The 19,423-nt window shown below is 56.0% G+C and carries 17 protein-coding genes; 3 read left to right on the top strand and 14 right to left on the bottom strand.

The window, feature by feature from the left end:
* Window positions 1-5: 5 nt before the first annotated feature.
* From pstB to ppk1, 5 genes are all read right to left on the bottom strand, one after another.
* Entirely contained in the window at window positions 6-785 is a 780-nt protein-coding gene (gene pstB / locus FE795_RS04230) for a phosphate ABC transporter ATP-binding protein PstB (RefSeq protein ID WP_003802766.1), read from the bottom strand.
* A gap of 33 nt (window positions 786-818) precedes the next feature.
* The gene (pstA, locus tag FE795_RS04225) at window positions 819-1,682 is read right to left on the bottom strand and encodes a phosphate ABC transporter permease PstA (protein ID WP_003802768.1); all 864 of its coding nucleotides are present in this window, start codon (window positions 1,680-1,682) and stop codon (window positions 819-821) included.
* Window positions 1,683-1,694: 12 nt separating this feature from the next.
* Window positions 1,695-2,633, bottom strand: a complete 939-nt coding sequence (gene pstC / locus FE795_RS04220; RefSeq protein ID WP_003802770.1) for a phosphate ABC transporter permease subunit PstC — start codon at window positions 2,631-2,633, stop codon at window positions 1,695-1,697.
* A gap of 219 nt (window positions 2,634-2,852) precedes the next feature.
* Window positions 2,853-3,896 carry a phosphate ABC transporter substrate-binding protein PstS gene (gene pstS, locus FE795_RS04215; RefSeq protein WP_003803350.1) on the bottom strand — a complete coding sequence of 348 codons (1,044 nt, stop codon included), beginning with the start codon at window positions 3,894-3,896 and terminating at the stop codon, window positions 2,853-2,855.
* 96 nt (window positions 3,897-3,992) lie between these two features.
* Window positions 3,993-6,065 carry a polyphosphate kinase 1 gene (gene ppk1 / locus FE795_RS04210; RefSeq protein ID WP_131071352.1) on the bottom strand — a complete coding sequence of 691 codons (2,073 nt, stop codon included), beginning with the start codon at window positions 6,063-6,065 and terminating at the stop codon, window positions 3,993-3,995.
* Between the two features lie 238 nt (window positions 6,066-6,303).
* Between ppk1 and FE795_RS04205 the strand changes: the two genes are divergently transcribed.
* Window positions 6,304-7,794, top strand: coding sequence for a Ppx/GppA phosphatase family protein (locus tag FE795_RS04205; RefSeq protein ID WP_059318721.1), 1,491 nt, complete (start codon window positions 6,304-6,306; stop codon window positions 7,792-7,794).
* A 217-nt stretch (window positions 7,795-8,011) separates the two neighbouring features.
* Here the strand turns inward: FE795_RS04205 and FE795_RS04200 are convergent, their stop codons facing one another.
* From FE795_RS04200 to FE795_RS04180, 5 genes are all read right to left on the bottom strand, one after another.
* On the bottom strand, window positions 8,012-8,794 hold the full coding sequence (locus FE795_RS04200) for a GNAT family N-acetyltransferase (protein WP_003803355.1): 783 nt from the start codon (window positions 8,792-8,794) through the stop codon (window positions 8,012-8,014).
* A gap of 68 nt (window positions 8,795-8,862) precedes the next feature.
* Window positions 8,863-10,206 carry a phosphoglucosamine mutase gene (glmM, locus tag FE795_RS04195; protein ID WP_003803357.1) on the bottom strand — a complete coding sequence of 448 codons (1,344 nt, stop codon included), beginning with the start codon at window positions 10,204-10,206 and terminating at the stop codon, window positions 8,863-8,865.
* Entirely contained in the window at window positions 10,203-11,045 is an 843-nt protein-coding gene (gene folP / locus FE795_RS04190) for a dihydropteroate synthase (protein ID WP_165477538.1), read from the bottom strand. Before folP ends, glmM begins: the two co-directional genes overlap by 4 nt.
* A gap of 27 nt (window positions 11,046-11,072) precedes the next feature.
* Complete coding sequence (gene ftsH / locus FE795_RS04185; RefSeq protein WP_003803362.1) at window positions 11,073-12,986, bottom strand: ATP-dependent zinc metalloprotease FtsH; 1,914 nt, start codon at window positions 12,984-12,986, stop codon at window positions 11,073-11,075.
* Between the two features lie 107 nt (window positions 12,987-13,093).
* Entirely contained in the window at window positions 13,094-13,732 is a 639-nt protein-coding gene (locus FE795_RS04180) for an RlmE family RNA methyltransferase (RefSeq protein ID WP_003803365.1), read from the bottom strand.
* A gap of 17 nt (window positions 13,733-13,749) precedes the next feature.
* Here FE795_RS04180 and FE795_RS04175 point away from each other — a divergent pair, with 17 nt between their 5' ends.
* A complete protein-coding gene (locus tag FE795_RS04175) occupies window positions 13,750-14,346 on the top strand; it encodes a YhbY family RNA-binding protein (RefSeq protein ID WP_003803369.1) in 597 nt (198 codons plus the stop codon).
* Between the two features lie 96 nt (window positions 14,347-14,442).
* On the opposite strand, the gene greA is transcribed toward FE795_RS04175, so the two are convergent.
* Window positions 14,443-14,919: a transcription elongation factor GreA gene (gene greA / locus FE795_RS04170; RefSeq protein ID WP_003803370.1), complete on the bottom strand. Its 477-nt coding sequence runs from the start codon at window positions 14,917-14,919 to the stop codon at window positions 14,443-14,445.
* A gap of 398 nt (window positions 14,920-15,317) precedes the next feature.
* Window positions 15,318-16,643 (bottom strand): solute carrier family 23 protein, encoded by a 1,326-nt coding sequence (locus FE795_RS04165; protein WP_003803372.1) that lies wholly within the window; start codon window positions 16,641-16,643, stop codon window positions 15,318-15,320.
* Between the two features lie 320 nt (window positions 16,644-16,963).
* On the opposite strand from FE795_RS04165, the gene FE795_RS04160 reads away from it, so the two are divergent.
* Window positions 16,964-17,602 carry a histidine phosphatase family protein gene (locus FE795_RS04160; RefSeq protein ID WP_131071351.1) on the top strand — a complete coding sequence of 213 codons (639 nt, stop codon included), beginning with the start codon at window positions 16,964-16,966 and terminating at the stop codon, window positions 17,600-17,602.
* Window positions 17,603-17,650: 48 nt separating this feature from the next.
* On the opposite strand, the gene FE795_RS04155 is transcribed toward FE795_RS04160, so the two are convergent.
* Entirely contained in the window at window positions 17,651-18,421 is a 771-nt protein-coding gene (locus FE795_RS04155) for an SDR family oxidoreductase (RefSeq protein ID WP_003803379.1), read from the bottom strand.
* A 17-nt stretch (window positions 18,422-18,438) separates the two neighbouring features.
* Entirely contained in the window at window positions 18,439-19,335 is an 897-nt protein-coding gene (lpxO, locus tag FE795_RS04150; RefSeq protein WP_059318718.1) for a lipid A hydroxylase LpxO, read from the bottom strand.
* Between the last annotated feature and the right edge of the window lie 88 nt (window positions 19,336-19,423).

Below are 19,423 nucleotides of genomic sequence, written 5' to 3'. Positions count from 1 at the left end.
TCTGATTAACCGAAACGACCCGTGATGTAGTCTTCGGTTTCCTTGCGGGCTGGTTTGACGAAAATCTGGTCGGTTTCACCAAATTCCATCAGCTCGCCCAGGTACATGTAGGCGGTGTAATCCGAGCAGCGTGCGGCCTGCTGCATATTGTGGGTCACAATGACCACGGTGTAATCGGTTTTCAGCTCGGCAATCAGCTCTTCAATCTTGGCCGTGGAAATAGGGTCCAGCGCCGAGCAGGGCTCGTCCAGCAACAGAACCTCGGGCTTGATCGCCACACCGCGAGCGATACACAGACGCTGCTGCTGACCACCGGACAAACCGTTACCGCTTTGATGCAGCTTGTCTTTCACCTCATTCCACAATGCGGCTTTGGACAGGGCCCATTCCACACGCTCATCCATTTCACCTTTGCTCAGGCGCTCGAACAAACGCACGCCAAAGGCCACGTTGTCATAAATGCTCATGGGAAACGGCGTCGGCTTCTGAAACACCATGCCCACCTTGGCACGGATCAGGGAAATGTCCTGTTTGGAGGTCAGAAGGTTTTCATTGTCCAGCAGGATTTCGCCTTCAGCACGTTGGCCGGGATACAGCTCGTACATGCGGTTCAGCGTGCGCAGCAAGGTGGATTTACCGCAACCGGATGGTCCGATAAAGGCCGTGACCTTCTTTTCCTTGATAGACATGTTCACATTGCGCAGGGCATGGAATTTGCCATAGAAGAAATTCAGATTACGGATTTCAATCTTGGTCGATTCGTCGGAGGTAATAATTTGACTCATAGCGTTGGCCGACTAGGGCGCTCCGTGAAAACGTTATTTTTGGCGGAAAAGGCTTCGAGCCAGGATATTGATACCCAACACCAGCAAGGTAATCAACACCGCACCTGCCCAGGCCAGACGGTTCCAGTCCTCAAAGGGGCTGGCAGCATATTGGAAAATGACCACTGGCAGGTTGGCCAGCGGCGCGTTCATATTCATGGACATGAACTGGTTGTTCAAGGCAGTGAACAACAAGGGAGCCGTTTCACCCGCAATCCGGGCGACGGCCAGAAGAACCCCCGTCACGATACCGGGCAAAGCGGCTCGGTAGGAAATGGACATCACGATCTTCCACTTGGGGCAGCCCAGTGCCGCGGCCGCTTCACGCAGGCCATTGGGGACCAGCATCAGCATATTGTCGGTAGAGCGCACTACTACGGGGATCACCAGAATGGCCAGAGCCAAAGAACCGGCCCAACCCGAATAGTGTCCTACCTGAGCCACGTACACGGCGTAGATGAACAAACCAATAATGATGGACGGTGCCGATAACAACACGTCGTTCAGAAAGCGGGTCGCCGGGGCCAGCCAGCCGCGCTGACCGTACTCGGCCAGATAGGTCCCGGCCAGAATGCCAATCGGCGTGCCGATCAGGGTACCGACGCCAGCCATCATGACACTGCCGACGATGGCGTTGAGCAGCCCCCCCTCGCCACCCGGAGGCGGTGTGCTTTCAAACAAGAGGGACCAGGCCATGGCACTGCTGCCCTTCTCGATCAGGGTCCAGATAATCCAGAACAACCAGAACAGGCCAAAGATCAAGGCAGCAAAAGACACACCCAGCATCAGACGGTTAAATACCTGCCTGCGTTTGTAGATCGGGTTGCTCAGACTAATTGCAGATTTTTTATCAAACATGGTAGGTGATCCTTAGCGCGAGGTGCCTTCGTTCTTGGCCAGACGCAACAAGAGCAGCTTGGAGATCGCCAACACAACCGTGGTGATCAGGAACAGGATCAGACCCAGCTCCAGCAAGGCGGATTTCTGCATGCCACCGGCTTCGTTAAACTCGTTGGCCAGTGCCGATGCAATCGAGTTCGAGGGCGAAAACAGCGAGCTGGGCAAGTTAAAGGAGTTCCCAATCACAAAGGTGACGGCCATGGTTTCACCCAGTGCGCGCCCCAGACCCAACATGATCCCGCCAATCACCCCGTTCTTGGTGAATGGCAGAACCACCCGCCACATCACTTCCCAGGTAGTGCTGCCCAAGCCATAGGCGGACTCTTTGAGCATGGGAGGAACCAGCTCGAACACGTCACGCATCACCGCGGTAATGAAGGGGATCACCATGATGGACAGAATCAGCCCCGCGGTGAACACACCGATGCCGAAGGGAGGACCCGCAAAGATCTGGCCCAGCACGGGCACCCCCTCAAAAAAGGAGATCAGGCCAGGCTGAACATAGCGCTGAAACAGGGGCACAAAGACAAACAGGCCCCACATGCCATAAATAATGGACGGGATGGCAGCCAGCATTTCAATGGCCGTCCCCAAGGGACGACGCAACCACGCCGGCGACAGTTCCGTCAGGAACATGGCAATCCCGAACGAGACTGGCACGGCAATACACAGGGCGATAAAAGAGGTCAGCAAGGTACCGGCAATAGGTACCAATGCGCCATATTCGTTATTGACCGGATCCCAATTATTCGTCCAGAGAAAAGAGAAACCGTATTCGGCAATGGATTCCCGGCTTCCATAGATCAGGGAAATAGAGATGGCAGCCAGCAAAATGAACACGAGAAACGCAAACGAGCGCGTCATGTTCTTGAAAATGCCGTCCATAAAGGCGTTCTGATTTGATTTCATGTAGACAGATGAAGGGTCAGGCCGGAATGGGACAAACGCACTGCAACCGATTTATGGATTCTGTAACAGCCAGGGCTGGACAGGTCCGGCAAACCGATAAGGTCACGCGCTGTGCGTTCAAGACAAAACCGTAATTTTTACATAATAAAGACGGCGCCACCTAGAGGTGGGCCGTCTCGCAAGATCAATTTACAACTGACCTATATTTGAACACGAATCTTACTTCCAGACCGCAGCGCCGTCTTTGGTCTTGATTTCAGCAGCCCAAGCCGCCTTGATCTTGTCGGTGACGTCTTTGGGCAGAGCCACGTAATCCAGTTCTTCAGCAGACTTGGCGCCGTTCTCGAAGGCCCAGTTAAAGAAGTTCAACACTTCTTTACCATTTTCAGGCTTGTCCTGCACCTTGTGCATCAGGATGAAGGTCGCCGACGTGATGGGCCAGGACTTGGCGCCAGGCTCTTCAGTCAGGATCACACCCATGCCAGGCGTACCGGCCCAGTCTGCATTGGCAGCGGCGGCCGCAAAGCTTTCCTGACCAGGCTGGACGAACTGGCCGTCCTTGTTCTGCAACTGGGTCCAGGACAGTTTGTTCTGCTTGGCGTAGGCGTATTCCACGTAGCCGATCGAGTTCTGCAGCTGACGCACGTAAGCGGCCACGCCTTCGTTACCCTTGCCACCTTGACCGGTAGGCCACTTCACAGCCTTGCCTTCACCAACCTGGGATTTCCAGTCGGGGGACACTTTGGACAGGTAGTTGGTCCAGCCAAAGGTGGTGCCCGAACCGTCGGAGCGGTGAACCACCACGATGTCTTTGTTAGGCAGAGTCAGATCAGGATTCAGCTCTTTGATGGCTGCATCGTCCCACTTGGTGATCTTGGCCAGATAGATGTCAGCCAGCACTTTGCCCGACAGTTTCAGCTTGCCAGGCTCGATGCCTTCCACGTTGATCACAGGCACCACACCACCGATGACGGCGGGGAACTGCAACAGGTTTTCTTTTTCCAGCGTCTCGACCTTCATCGGGTCATCCGAAGCACCGAAATCCACCGTCTTGGCAATAATCTGCTGCTGACCACCACCCGAACCAATCGACTGGTAGTTGACGCGGTTATTGGTTTGCTTGGCGTATTCAGCCGCCCATTTGGCATAGATTGGGTAAGGGAACGACGCACCCGCACCGGTGACGTCTGCAGCTGTGGCAGTGGCCGCAAAAGCGCTGAACGCCAGAGCAATACTTACCTTGTTGAATACACGTTTTAACATCGAGAAATCCTCTTGATGATAGTCAGAAGACAGGCCCACCCTGTATGTAACGTCATCATAAACAGGCTATATGACATGTTCATGACAGTCTGTATTTCATCCAGCACCCAGTCGTTGCATCAGGTTCTGGTGCAGGTTAAATGGCGCCCCACGGCTGCGAATACGGTTATACGTCCCGTCCGGGCTGGCCTTCCAGGACAATTGATTGTCGCGCAAGGCGTAGGTAAAGGCTTCGGCAATCACCCGCTTTTTCAGGCTGCGATCCAGTACGGGCACACCCAGTTCGACCCGGCGAAAGAAGTTTCGGTCCATCCAGTCGGCCGAAGAAATAAAGACTTCTTCCTGCCCACCATTGTAGAAATAGAAAACCCGTGAGTGCTCCAAAAAGCGTCCGATAATCGAACGCACCTGGATGTTCTCCGACAAGCCCTTTACGCCGGCACGCAGCGCGCAAGCGCCACGCACAATCAGATCCACCTTGACCCCTGCCTGGCTGGCGTCATAGAGCGCCTGAATGATCTTGGGCTCCAGCAAGGAATTCATCTTGGCCATGATACGGGCTTTCTTGCCTGCCAACGCGCGCTCGGTTTCGGCCTGAATCCGGTCCATCATGCTGTCGTGCAGGGTAAAGGGCGACTGCAGCAAGCGCTTTAAGGGACGCCAGGCGCCCAGACCGGTCAGCATGGAAAACACCTTGTCCATGTCCTCGCAAACTTCCTGATTGGCGGTCAGCAAACCGAAGTCCGTATACAGGCGAGCGGTACGTGGATGATAGTTTCCCGTCCCCAAATGGCCATAGCGACGGATGGCTCCTGCTTCACGACGCAGGACCAGCGCCATTTTGGCATGGGTTTTGTGCCCCACCACCCCGTAACTGACATGCGCGCCCACCTCTTCCAGCTTGGCCGCCCAATTGATATTGGTCTGCTCATCAAAGCGGGCCATGAGCTCGACCACCACCGTCACCTCCTTGCCTGCACGCGCAGCCGACAGGAGAATGTTCATCAGTTCCGAGTCTTCACCGGTACGATAAATGGTCTGCTTGATACCCACCACAGCCGGGTCCGCTGCGGCAGCCCGCAAAAAGCTCAAGACAGGCTGAAATGACTGGTAGGGATGGTGCAGCAACTGATCCTTGCGGGAAATCGCCTCGAAAAACTGGGCCGGAGACTCAAACGTTGAATCAAAAGGCGCAGGAATCGGAGCGCGGTAATCCGGAAACAGAAGATCAGGGCGATCCGGCACATTGCACAGCTGCATCAAACGGGTCAGGTTGACCGGGCCGCTGACTCGGTAGGTATCAGGGACATCCAGCGAAAACTCGCTTTGCAAAAAGCGCTCCAGGCGCTCGGGCATGGAGCGGTCAATTTCCAGGCGTACCGCTGCACCAAAGTTGCGTTGCGACAGCTCGCCTTGCAGGGCGGCGCGCAAATTGGTGACCTCTTCTTCGTCCACAAACAGATCACTGTTGCGCGTAACCCGCCACTGATAACAGCCCTTTACATCCATACCGGGAAACAGCTCCCCCACAAATACACTGATCAGGGAGGTCAAGAGCATATAGCCCTGAGGAATCCCCGCTATATCGTCGGGGACCCGGATTACCCGCGGCAGGGCACGGGGGGCCTGCACAATGGCAATGGTGCCGCTGCGGGCAAAAGCATCCTCGCCACTGAGCTCCACAATGTAGTTCAGGCTTTTGTTATAGACACGGGGAAAGGGATGGGCCGGGTCCAGGCCAATCGGCGTGAGCAAAGGCATGACATCACGCAAAAAAGTCTGATAAGCCCACTCGCGCTGGGCCGGTGTCCATAGCGCGGTCAGTAGTAAGCCAATGCCCTCCTCCATAAGTGCTGGCAATACATCGTCCATCAACAAATCGTTTTGCTTCTCAACCAGTTGATGGGCGGCCGCCTGCACCTTGTCAAACGCCTGTTGAGGCAAAAACCCGTCATCCCCCACTTGATGAGGATTCTGCAAAATCTGCTCTTTCAGGCTGGAGATGCGAATTTCGAAAAACTCGTCAATGTTCGAACTGACAATACAGATATAGCGCAAGCGCTCCAGCAAAGGCGTAGTTGGGTTTTCGGCCATGGCCAGCACTCGCTCATTGAACTTGAGCAAGGACAACTCACGGTTTAGCAAGGTTGAATCTGGGGAAGGCAGCATGGTGAGGTCGTTAAAAAGCCAAAAAAGAGGGGAGTGTCAGACTTTTACTACATGAATGTTACAGCTCTATGACCCAGATGCCATCCGGGTGCCACTCACGCCTGCCTAGCAAAAGAGACGACCGGCTATCGCCTTCCCCACAGGTTTAAGCTAACTTTTCTTAATTTTCCTGTTTATGTAACAAAAGCCATGATTAATGTCCTTATAATCGCACAGTAATCATCCCGAGCGATGCCTCATGGAACAACTTCTTGCCGCTGTGGACCTGGGCTCCAACAGCTTTCGTTTATCCATTGGACGTGTGGTTCAGCACAACGGTCATGCCCAGATCTACACCATTGACCGCCTTAACGAATCTGTCCGACTCGCCGCCGGCATGGGCCCCGACAAGTACATCAGCCCCGATGCCATTGAACGTGCGGTAGTCATCCTGAAACGCTTTAACGAACGCCTGGCCGGCTTTCACCCCAATCGTGTTCGTGCCGTTGCCACCAACACCTTTCGGGTTGCACGCAATTTGAGCGAAGTACTGCCCGCTGCCGAAGCAGCCTTTGGCTTTCCCATCGAGGTCATCTCCGGCCACGAAGAGGCCCGACTGATTTTCTCGGGGATCAGCAACGAGCTGCCCCCTTCCCCCAATCGCCGCCTGATGATTGATATTGGTGGCGGTTCGACAGAAGTCATTATTGGCAAAGGTCTCAAGCCCTTGCTGCTGTCGTCGCTTTATATGGGCTGTGTCAGCTACACCGACAAATTCTTTGCGGACGGCCTCATTACCGAAGAACGCATGAACCATGCCATTCTGGCGGCACGCCGGGAACTGGAAGGGATCACGCGTCAGTACCGCAAAACTGGCTGGCAGGAAGCTTACGGCTCCTCGGGCACCGCCAAGGGACTGATCGCCATCCTGCAGGAAAATGGCATGTCCAAAAAGGGCATCACCCTGGAAGGCATGGAATTGCTGCGCAAACGCCTGATCCAGGATGGCAAGGTGGACATGCGCAACCTGAGCGGCATCAAGCCGCACCGCGCGCCGGTACTGGCAGCAGGTCTGGCCATCATGATGGCCGCCTTTCAGGAGCTTAAGATCCGCCAGATGCTGCCCGGCGAAGGAGCCTTGCGAGTAGGGGTTCTCTACGACATGCTCGGGCGCGAATCAGAGCACGATCAACGCGACCAGACTGTTCAGCAGATGATGAAGCGTTATCAGGTAGATACGCGCCAGTCTCACCGGGTTCACGATGCCGCCCTGCAGTTTTTCGACCAGTTGAAACTGCCCGATACGCCCGAAGTTCAGGAGCTGCAACGCCAGTTGGGCTGGGCCGCCGATCTGCATGAAGTGGGTCTGAGCATCGCGCATGCCGATTATCACAAGCACACCGCTTACGTACTGGAACATGCCGATATGCCCGGCTTTTCCAACGATGACCAGGCCTTGCTCAGTTTCCTGAGCTTGGGTCACCAAGGCAAGCTGGGCAAGCTGAAGCGTTTTGAAAGCACCAATGCCTGGTGGCTGACTTTACTGAGCCTGCGCCTGGCGGTCATGCTCATGCGTCGCCGGGAGGACAGAGAGACGTTGCCGCTCAGACTGGAAGCCCGTGGCAAAACTGTCCTGATTCATGTCGATCACGACTGGATGGCCAATCACCCTTTGACGCAGGCCTCCTTGCAGGCTGAAGTCCAAGCCTGGCAAAGTGACATCAATGACCTGAGCCTGGAGTTAGTCTAAGCACCTTGCCGCCCGGCCCCTGCCCAGACACGGCCAGACAGTCACCACGGTGGATCGGGATTGCTGCCCGGAACAAAGTCAAAAGTCTGTGGGCTCCCGTCGGCCCGCCCACTCAAAAAAACCCCCGAAAGTCGGATCGTCATCCAACTTTCGGGGGTTTTTTCAAATCCAGGCAAGCAACCCCGGCCCGTCTCAAACAGCTTGGAGCCGACCCGGCCTAGACCAGACCAAAATGACGTTTGTAGCGCTCGTCCATGGCCTCCAGATCCAGCAGGACGGGAAAGTCCGCCGTATTGAAATCGGGGTCCCAGGCCGGTTCACCACAAATGGTGGCACCCAGCTTCAAATATCCTTTGATCAGCGGGGGGATGCGCGCCGGCAAATCGCTGTTCAAACGCTCGACCGGGTAGCGGTTCAAGGGTTGCACACGAGGGAGCTGCGGATTGTCCTGCATGGACTTTTGGGCCACACGCCAAACTTCGGCTGCCGTAACACCATCATCGCGCAGGCTGACGCTGGCGCAGCCCAGCAAATAGCGATAGCCCCCCACCCGTGTCAATGCCGCAATACCACCCCACAACATCATGATGGCCGACCCGTTGCGATAGTCGGGGTGGATGCAGGAGCGCCCCACCTCAACCAGGCTGGGACGCAGCCCATCCAGGGCACTGATATCAAATTCGGACTCTGAGTAATAGCCGCCCGCTTTATAGGCATTTTCAGGGGTGAGCAAGCGATAAGTACCGACAACCCGATTTTCTTCGGGCTCGGTAACCATGAAATGCTCGCACCAGGGATCAAAGCGATCTATATCCAGACCATTGTGCTGGTCTGGAAAGACTGCGTTCATTTCCTGAGTGAAAACCTGAAAACGCAAGCGCTGAAGGCATTCGAGCTCGGCCTGGGTGCGCGCCAGACGCAAGGCCAAGCCTCCTACAGTATGACCCGCCCAAGTATTTCCCCAATCCACTTCAGTACGTTCGCGCTCAAGATTTAGCATCGTGATGACTCCAAACACTTTCGTGCATCATGCACAAACAATGTTTCAGGTATTTGATAGCCACATTACTATTTCATTAAATCTACTGCAAGCAAGGTATCAATGCCTGCTTGAGCCAGCTCGGTTTGTTCTGCTTCCACCATCAGACGCAGCTTGGGTTCGGTGCCCGAGGCGCGTATCAGCACACGACCGCGATCGCCCAGCATTTCTTCGACTTCTCGGGTAGCTTGTTGCAAACCAGCATGGTTCTTCCAGTCCTGACCGGGCTGTAAAGGAACGTTAACCATGATCTGCGGATACATCTTCAGGCCTTGGGTCAATTCAGGCAGGCTCTTGCCGCTGTGACACAGAGCGGTCAGGACCTGCAGGGCGGCAATGATGCCATCGCCCGTTGTGTGCCATTCCAGACACAACAAATGACCCGAGCTTTCGCCACCGAAAACCCACCCTTTCTGCTGCATCAGTTCCAGCACATAGCGGTCGCCCACTTTGGCACGGGCAAATTCCACACCCAGTTCCTGCATCTTCTTCTCGAAACCCAGGTTGGTCATCAGCGTACCCACGACCCCTTTAACGGGCTGAGTCTGCAGATGATCCGCAACAATTAGATACAACAGTTCGTCACCATTGTAGATGCGCCCTTGCGAGTCGACCATCTGCAGACGGTCGGCGTCGCCATCCAGTGCGATACCCAGATCAGCGCCATGCTTGCGCACCTCTTCGGCCAGCTTCTCGGGATAGGTAGCGCCCACTTCCTGGTTGATGTTAAAGCCATCGGGCTGCACGCCCACGGCAATTACCTCTGCACCCAGCTCGCGAAACACATGCGGAGCAATGTTGTAAGCCGCACCGTGCGCCGCATCCACCACAATCCGCAGCCCATCCAGGTTCAGGTCATTGGGAAAAGCGCTCTTGCAAAATTCGATATAGCGGCCGGCCGAGTCGGCCAGACGGCGGGCACGCCCCAAGGACTCGGACTTGACCCAATGCATGGGCTGGTCAATGGCCTGCTCAATCTTCAACTCGACCTCGTCCGGCAACTTGGTGCCTTGAGCGGAGAAAAATTTGATGCCATTGTCGTAGTACGGATTGTGCGAGGCGGAGATTACGATACCGGCTGCCAGACGCAGCGTACGTGTCAGATACGCCACCGCAGGCGTAGGCACAGGCCCTGCCAGCAAGACGTCGATGCCAGCAGCCGACAAGCCCGCTTCCAGCGCCGATTCCAGCATATAGCCGGAAATCCGCGTGTCCTTGCCAATTACAACAGTGGGGCGACCGCTACCCTCGTACTGGGCGGCCAGCACCTGTCCAGCTGCGTAACCCAAACGCAAGGCGAACTCCGGGTTAATGGTTGGACCACCTACTTCACCGCGGACACCATCGGTGCCGAAATATTTACGATCGCTCATTCAGAGACTCCACATTCAACCGCATTCCACACATCCAACGCTTCGCGCGTGGCGGCTACATCATGGACACGGACAATTTTTGCGCCCCGCGCCACGCAGGCAAGGGCTGCCGATAGACTGCCAATCAAACGCTCACTGGCGGGTTTTCCCGTGACATGGCCAATCATGGATTTACGCGACAAACCGATCAACCAGGGGTAACCAGGTACTGCCGCCTGCTGCAAACCACGTAACAACTGATAGTTGTGGGCTGCTGTTTTACCAAAGCCGAAGCCGGGATCCAGCATGATACGCTTGGATTCAATGCCTGCGCTTACTAAGGCGTCACATCGTTGTTGCAAAAAATGACGTACATCAACGACAACATCATCATAGTGAATCTGCTCTTGCATGGTTCTCGGTTCACCCTGCATATGCATGACGCATAAGCCGCAACCCGAGTCCCGGACAGCCTCGATGGCGCCGGGCATGCGCAAGGCGTAGATGTCATTGATCATATCGGCACCGGCAGCCAGGCTGGCACGCATGACCTCTGGCTTGAAGGTGTCCACCGACAAAGCCACACCACTCTCGTGCAGGCCCTCGATCAGAGGAATCACACGCTCAAGTTCTTGTTCCAGGGAAACGGGCTCGGCACCAGGGCGAGTGGACTCGCCACCGATATCCAGAATGTCTGCGCCTTCGGCGATTAATTGACGGGCGTGGTCCAGCGCCCGAGGCAAGTCATTGTGAGTATTGCCATCATAAAAGGAGTCTGGGGTGACATTCACAATCCCCATAACCAAAGGGCGCTCCAGCCCAAACTGGAAGCGCCCACAAGACCACTCAGGGTAATTCATGAAATAGGCGTGGCCTAGGTAAGTAAGTTAAGCAACAGGCGTTGACGCCGCGGCACCTTTGTCATCCGCTGGGCTGGGACCCGCTGCGGGAGGCGTGGCGCCATCGGAAGGCGTGTTGTCATTGCTGTTGGGCACGTGTGGCGCCCGTGGCGGCAAACCTTTCATGATGTCGTCGATCTGATCGGCATCAATGGTTTCCCATTCCAGCAAAGCCTTGGCCATGGCATGCATCTTGTCGCTATTGTCCTCGATCAGCTTGCGCGCAACAGCGTACTGCTCATCGATGATCTTGCGGATTTCGGAATCCACTTTCTGCATGGTGGCTTCGGATACGTGCGTGGTCTTGGTCACGCTACGACCCAGAAACACTTCACCTTCGTTTTCGGCGTAGACAACCGGGCCCAGGGAGTCGGTCATACCGTAGCGCGTCACAATGTCGCGAGCAATCTGCGTAGCCCGCTCAAAGTCGTTCGACGCGCCAGTGGTCATTTGATTCATGAACACTTCTTCAGCAATACGTCCCCCAAACAGCACGGCAATCATGTTCAACAGGCGCTCTTTGTCCATGCTGTAACGATCACCTTCCGGCAATTGCATGGTGACGCCCAGGGCACGACCACGAGGGATGATCGTGACCTTGTGAACCGGATCTGTCTTGGGGAGCATGCAAGCCACCAGCGCGTGACCCGCTTCGTGGTAGGCCGTATTGCGACGCTCTTCCTCGGGCATGATCATGGTGCGACGTTCTGCACCCATGATGATCTTGTCCTTGGCGCGCTCGAAGTCCTGCATATCCACGGTGCGACCGTTACGGCGCGCTGCAAACAGGGCGGCTTCGTTGACCAGGTTGGCCAGATCGGCGCCGGAGAAACCGGGCGTACCGCGAGCCAGCACCACAGCGTCCACGTTGGGTGCCAAAGGCACTTTACGCATGTGAACTTTCAGAATCTGCTCGCGACCACGGATGTCAGGCAGACCGACAACGACCTGGCGGTCGAAACGGCCTGGACGCAGCAAAGCGGGGTCCAGCACGTCAGGACGGTTGGTAGCGGCAATCACCAGCACACCCTGGCCCGTTTCAAAACCGTCCATCTCAACCAGCAACTGGTTCAGTGTCTGTTCGCGTTCGTCGTTGCCACCGCCTAGGCCAGCACCACGCTGACGGCCGACAGCATCAATTTCGTCGATAAAGATAATGCAAGGCGATTGCTTCTTGGCGGTTTCGAACATGTCGCGAACGCGAGAAGCACCCACACCGACAAACATTTCCACGAAGTCCGAACCGGAAATGCTGAAAAACGGCACTTTGGCCTCACCCGCAATGGCACGGGCCAACAGGGTCTTACCGGTACCGGGCGAGCCGACCATCAGGATTCCGCGAGGAATGCGACCACCCAGACGCTGAAAGCGGCTTGGATCGCGCAGAAAGTCCACCAGCTCCTGTACGTCTTCCTTGGCTTCGTCGCAACCGGCTACGTCAGCAAAGGTCACAGGATTGGAGTTCTCGTCCAGCAAACGGGCACGCGATTTACCAAAGCTGAACGCCCCGCCCTTGCCACCACCTTGCATCTGGCGCATGAAGAACACCCACACACCAATCAACAGGAGCATGGGGAACCAGGAGATGAACAGGCTGGTCAGGAAGGAAGGCTCTTCACGGGCCTTGCCCGATACCTGCACACCGGATTTCACCAGTTCAGGGACCATCCACAGGTCACCGGGGGACGTCAGCGTGTAGCTGCGACCGGAATCCGGCGTGACATGCAGGGTATCACCCTGAATATCCACCTTGCTGATGCGTCCGGAACGGGCATCATTCATGAATTGCGTGTAAGTGACGCCATCAGTGGCTGGCGGCCGGCCGTCAAACTGCTTGAAAACAGTAAACAGCACCAGCGCAATAACCATCCAGATCGCGACTTTGGAAAACGAATTGTTCAAAGCCAATCTCCTGCGATTGCGATAACTTGTCCGATATGCTTACACATAGCTGAACAAGCGCCATACATAGTTCATTCTACCCGATTCAAGGACCGGCAAGTCATAAATTACCTGCGCTTTACACCACGGGCAACGAGAAAGGTCTCGGCGGATTTATCGCGCGAAGCCTTGGGTTTACGCTCGACGACTCTGACAAAATTCTGTTTGAAAGATTCCACGATCTGGGAAAACCCGCTGCCATGGAAGGCTTTGACAATCAAGACACCCTCATCGGTCAGATGCTGCAAGGCAAATTCCTGCGCCAGCTCGCATAAATGCTGGATGCGGGCGGAATCGGCCGATGCCACACCAGACAAGTTGGGGGCCATATCCGAAATCACAAGATCTACTGCAGCGCCTTTTAAAGAATCCTGCAACTGCGCCAGCACCGAGTCCTCGCGAAAATCGCCTTGCATGAATTCCACCCCCGCAATGGGTTCCATTTCCAATATATCCAGTGCGATAATGCGACCATTGAGCACACCGCCGGGGCCGACCATGCGTTCACGTATCAGTTGCGACCAACTGCCCGGCGTCGACCCCAGGTCCACCACGACCTTGCCCTGAACCTGAATCTTCTCCAGATCCAATATTTCACTGAGCTTGAAGGCCGCACGCGCACGATACCCCTTTTGTTGCGCCAATTTGACGTAGGGGTCATTTATATGCTGCTGAACCCACTCTTTAGAGAATTTTTTCTTGGCCATTCCCGTACAATCTCTTTATGCCAAAACTCAACCTTACACCTCATGAGCGCAGCGACCTTCGTGCTGCTGCTCACGCTTTGCGCCCAGTTGTCCTGATTGGAGACAATGGCCTGACTGACGCTGTGCTCAAAGAAATCACCGTCCACCTGCAAGCCCACCAACTCATCAAGATTCGCGTGGCCGGTGATGACCGTCAGGCTCGTCTGACCATGTTAGAACAAATCTGCGATGCGCTCGATGCTGCCCCTATTCACCATCTGGGCAAAATCCTGACGATCTACAGACCCAATATTGAACGCCCCCCTGTTTTGGGAGCGCCCATCGAAAAACCTACTCGCGCGGTGCGTAAGCCCTCGGAGCCTTACACGCCCAAGAAACTGGCCGCATCCGGCGTCCAACGCACACGCAGCACCGAACGGGCTCGCCGTGCGGAAATGAAGGCTGAACGCAGCAGCACCCAGGAGAAAAAAGCCTCGGCCGCCCCGCGCAGCGTTCAGAAGTTCACCGCAGTCAAACCGGCTGCTGCGCCACGTCGTAGCACCAGTCGTCCGGGCAGTGCCATGTCCTTGCGAGCTGGCGCCCGTCGTGGACTGGGCGGTTCGGGCAAACGCTAAGCGCCCGTAAATTATAAGGCCCCGGCAGAATGTACAGGGGCCTTTCTTTTGCGTGCAGTCAGCAGCAGCGGGATAAACCCGCCGCTCAACGCCCGATCAAATGTATTTGATCGACAGGATTTCGTATTCACGAATGCCGGCTGGCGCCTTGACCTCAACCACATCGCCCTCGCTCTTGCCGATCAGGGCGCGCGCAACAGGGCTGGAGATGGAGATTTTGTTGGCGCGGATATCCGCTTCAACATCACCCACAATCTGGTAAGTCACTGTATTGCCTGACTCCAGGTCCTCGATTTCAACCGTGGCGCCAAACACGATGCGACCATCGGCTTCCAGGGCGGCAGGCTCGATAATCTGGGCGTTGGACAAGGTGCCTTCCAGTTCGGCGATCCGCCCCTCGATAAAGCCCTGGCGCTCACGCGCGGCATCATACTCGGCGTTCTCGGACAAATCGCCTTGTGCTCGCGCCTCAGCGATGGCGTTAATCACATCCGGACGTTCCACCGTCTTGAGGCGGTGTAATTCGACTTGCAAACGTTGTGCGCCCTGCGCAGTCAATGGGATCGCAGACATAGTATTCCTGCTCAACAAGTAAAAGACGCTCCGTAGCAGGAGCGCCTGGAAGATAGGGGGATAACGATGATGGGGCAAACAATCAAACAGGCCGGATCGGCTGACCTGAAAGACCTGCCGACCGTGCAGCGTACATCAAACACACTGCCCAGGCCTTAAGCTGCCGACTGCCCCAATAAGGCTTTTCCATCACGGAGAACTTCCGCGGCAGAAAAAAACCCCGCGAAGAACCGGGGTGTGAGATCTATTGTCGGCAAACTGCCTGAAAATAGCAAGCCCCTCTAACCCCTGTGTAAAAAAACAGAGGTCTGAGAAGCGGGAAGGCTGGCCATCTCACCGGTCAGGGAGTTTGCCGGGCCGCTGAGGGCCACAGCAAAAGGGATTGGCTCTACGGGCGACTAGCCCTTGTTTCGGCCAGAACCTCGCAACAAGGCGTGGAGCAAAATGGCGCCAAAGGTGGCACAGCCGATCCCATCGAGCCGGATCACACCAAACTGCAAGGAGAAGTTACCGGCCCCCAGGATGAGCGTGACCGCGGCGACCAGCAGGTTGCGGTTATCGCTGAAGTCCACCTGGTTCACCACCCAGATACGGGCACCGGCAATCGCAATCAGACCAAACACGACGATGGACATGCCCCCCAGCACCGGACCGGGAATGGATTGAATGACAGCACCGAATTTGGGCGAGAAGCCCAGAAAAATCGCAATCACCGCGGCAAAGGCAAATACCAGCGTCGAGTAAATGCGCGTGGCCGCCATGACACCAATATTTTCAGCGTACGTGGTGACTCCGGTTCCCCCTACCGAGCCGGACAGCATAGTGGCCACCCCATCTCCCACAAAAGCTCGCCCCAGATAACCGTCCAGATCCTGGCCCGTCATGGCACTCACGGCTTTGATGTGACCCAGGTTCTCGGCCACCAGAATAATGGCCACCGGCACAATCACGGTCATGGCGTGCGCCTGAAATACGGGCGTGGAGAAGGTGGGCAGGCCCAACCAGGCCGCCTGGGCAACCGGCGCGAAATTGATCGGGGTGCCGTAGCCCATCACGTTGGTGAACAGCCAATACAGCACGCAGGCCAGAAGCAGACCCACCAGAATCAACAGGCGCTGAGCCACACCCCGCGTATAGACGGCAATCCCGCCTACACACAGCACCGTCATCAAAGCCATCAGGGAATCAAAAGTACCGGCACCCATGGCGCCCTTGGCAGCAATGGGTGCCAGATTCAGGCCGATCACGGCCACAATGGAGCCGGTAACCACTGGCGGCATCCACTGGTTGATCAGACGTGCCGCGCCACCGTGAGTGCGCGCATTAAATACCCAGACCAGCGCACCGATCAGCGTATAGACCAGACCGCAGATGATAATGGCCCCGAGAGCCACACCAATATTGGGATTGGGACCGCTACCGGCATAACCGGTCACCGCAATCACCCCACCAATAAACGCAAAACTGGACCCAAGGTAACTGGGGACGCGGCCACCTACAAACACGAAAAAGATCAGGGTGCCAATACCCGACATCAAAATAGCCAAGTTGGGATCAAAGCCCATCAACAAGGGGGCCAGAATGGTGGAACCGAACATGGCCACCACGTGCTGGGCGCCCATCGCAATGTTTTGCGGCGTTGCCAGACACTCGTCAGGTTGCACAACCGCACCCGGTTCGCTGCCGGACACACGGCGCCAACGCGGAAAGTAAGACTGAGACATAGAGGGTTCCAGAAAAGGAATAAAGAAATACCGCTGAATTCGGCCTACGCTCGCACCAGCGCTTCCAGAAGCACCGGCGGATTCATTGAGGCATGATTTTAAACGTGAAAGACCCAACAAGGCACCTGAAAATAAGGCTGCACGCGATAAACACCACGTTGGACCAAGCAGAAGCAGGTTTCACCACGGTTTCTGCCTCCGTCCTCAGGCTATATGCGGTATATACCCTCTCTATCTGCTTGTGCTTGACCGGCCCGTTACAATAGCGAATCAGCCTGCCTTTGGCAGTCAGATTCCCTACCTGAATAATGGCCGCAAGCATGAGTACGTCTATTTGTCTGATCCGCCACGGTGAAACCGCCTGGAACGCTGTACGTCGCTTACAGGGCTGGCAGGATATCGCCCTGAACGAGACCGGGCGGGAGCAGGCCCGGGCCCTGCACAGTTACCTGAGCTCTCCGGCATTTCAACAGTCCGTGGACGCCGTCATCAGCAGTGATCTGCAACGCGCCTGGGAAACCGCCGAGATAGCCTGTCAGCACTGGGACATCACCATTGAGCGGCTGCCCGGATTGCGCGAGCGTGGCTTTGGCAAACTGGAAGGTCAGGCCTGGGATGCGGCAGGCCGACATGGTCCCGACCAGCCCGACGACACGGTTGATATTGATTATGCGGTAGAAGGCGGCGAATCACTGCGCCAGTTTCAAACCCGGGTTTTGGACTGCTTTGAGACGCTGTCCCAGACACATGCCGGCAAGAACCTGCTGGTCTTCGCCCATGGTGGCGTCATTGATATGGTCTGGCGAAAACTGAACCAACAGGCACTCAATGCCAAACGCACTCATGCCATTCTGAATACCAGTTTGAACTTCTTCAATATTGATGAGGACCTGAACTGGACCTGCACGCAATGGGGGCAACTGCCTCATCTGAATACGGCGCTGGACGAGCAAGCCTGAGCCACCACCAGGCCTCGGTAGCGCCAGGCAGCAGCCAGAGGAAGGTGATCAGGCCTTGTTGTTCAGCCGTGGCTTGCGAGGAGCCCCGCGCGCAAGACGGTCGTAGAGCCAGTCAGGCAAAAGACGCATCAGCCGCGACACAATCCCCATTTGCCAAGGAATAACCCGGTAGGAAACACCCTGCTCAATGGTCTTGCGGGCTTTGCGGGCAAAGTCTTGGGCCGGCATCAAGAAAGGCATGGCGTAAGGATTATGGGCCGTCATGGCCGTGCGGATATAACCCGGCGTAATTGTCACGACGGACACGCCGTAAGGCGACAACTCCAGACGCAAGCTTTCGCAATAAGCGATAACCGCAGCCTTGGAGCTGCTGTACGCACCCGCACCGGGCAACCCACGAATACCCGCCACGCTGGCAATACCGACCAATGAGCCCTTGCCTGCCGTTTTCATGGTGCTGATAAACGGTTCAAAGGTTGCCACCATCGCCAGCAGATTTGTCTCCACAATGGCCTTGAATACAGCAAAGTCTTCCGTTTCTTCCGTCAAAGTCCCCGCACTGATCCCCGCACTGGCAATAACCACGTCAATTCTCTGGCCCGTGAACTGCAAAAAGTCCTGGGCAGCCTGATGCAAAGCCTCCCTGTCGCGGACATCGGCAACATAAATACGATGCTCGCCCGGCAGGCTGTCAGCCAGCGCCTGGAGTGCTTCCTGCCGCCGCCCAAGCAACCCCAGGCAAGCGCCTTGAGCCGCGTACTCCTGCGCCAGCGCTTTACCCAAACCGCTGCTGGCACCCGTGATAAAGACCGTCTGCATAAGGCTGTACCCGCGCTTTACAGGAAGATCAAGGCAGCAATGCCCAGTACCAGCAACCACTTGAGCACGTAGTACAGAGTTTCGTTTTTCTTCTTGATGGCCTTGCCAAAGCGACGAACCGCATAGACCGTGCCAAAGATGCGGTTGATCCCGCCGGTGCGGTCGCCTTCCTGATTCGGGGCAGCCGCCGCACGCAGCAAAAACCCGCCTACCGCGTGATTGACCGCCTGTGCCCAACGATAACGCATGGGGCGTTCAATATCGGCAAACAGGATAATGCGGTTCTGATCCGTCTTGTTCTCTGCGTAATGAATAAAGGTTTCATCAAAAACGACGGCTTCACCATCACGCCAATAATAGGTCTGGCCATCCACATCGATGTAGCAGTCAGGACTATTGGGTGTCATCAAGCCCATGTGAAAACGCAAGGAACCGGCGTAGGGGTCCCGGTGTCGCGGCAAGCGCGCGCCCGGCGGCAAAGAAGTAAACATGGCCGCCTTGATCGAGGGAATATCCTTGAGCAAGCTGGTGGTTACCGGGCACAGCTCGCGCGCCGAGGGATGATCGGCGTCATACCACTTCAGGTAAAAGCGCGTCCAGCCGGTTTTGAAAAAAGAGTTAAAGCCTGCATCGTTGTACTTGTCCGAAGCCTTGATGTGGCCTTCGCCAAACAAGTGCTGGGCCTCGGCGCGAATCTCATCGCAGTGTTCCAGCAGTTTGTTAAGTTCCGGGAAATGTTTCAAGTCCAGATAGGGCTGATTCGGTACCGCCGAAAAGCCATACATAAACACATTCAACGGCGCCGTGAAAGTGGAATGGTCCAGCAACTGCCGGGAAAAGCGGTGCCTGACTCGACCCCTGAAGTGCACGACAATCGTACACACAATGAATAAGGCAAGAATGAACCATTTCACGACACGATCTCCAAAGAAGAAAACTTCCACGCCCGGCTTAAAGCAGTCTGCGTGCAGTCACACGACGACGGTCGGGTCTTGTCTGAGG

It is taken from the genome of Alcaligenes ammonioxydans, from assembly GCF_019343455.1.
In the GTDB taxonomy this organism is placed as follows: domain Bacteria; phylum Pseudomonadota; class Gammaproteobacteria; order Burkholderiales; family Burkholderiaceae_B; genus Alcaligenes; species Alcaligenes ammonioxydans.
Note: the sequence above shows the minus strand (reverse complement) of the source record. Positions and strands in the feature narration are given on the sequence as shown.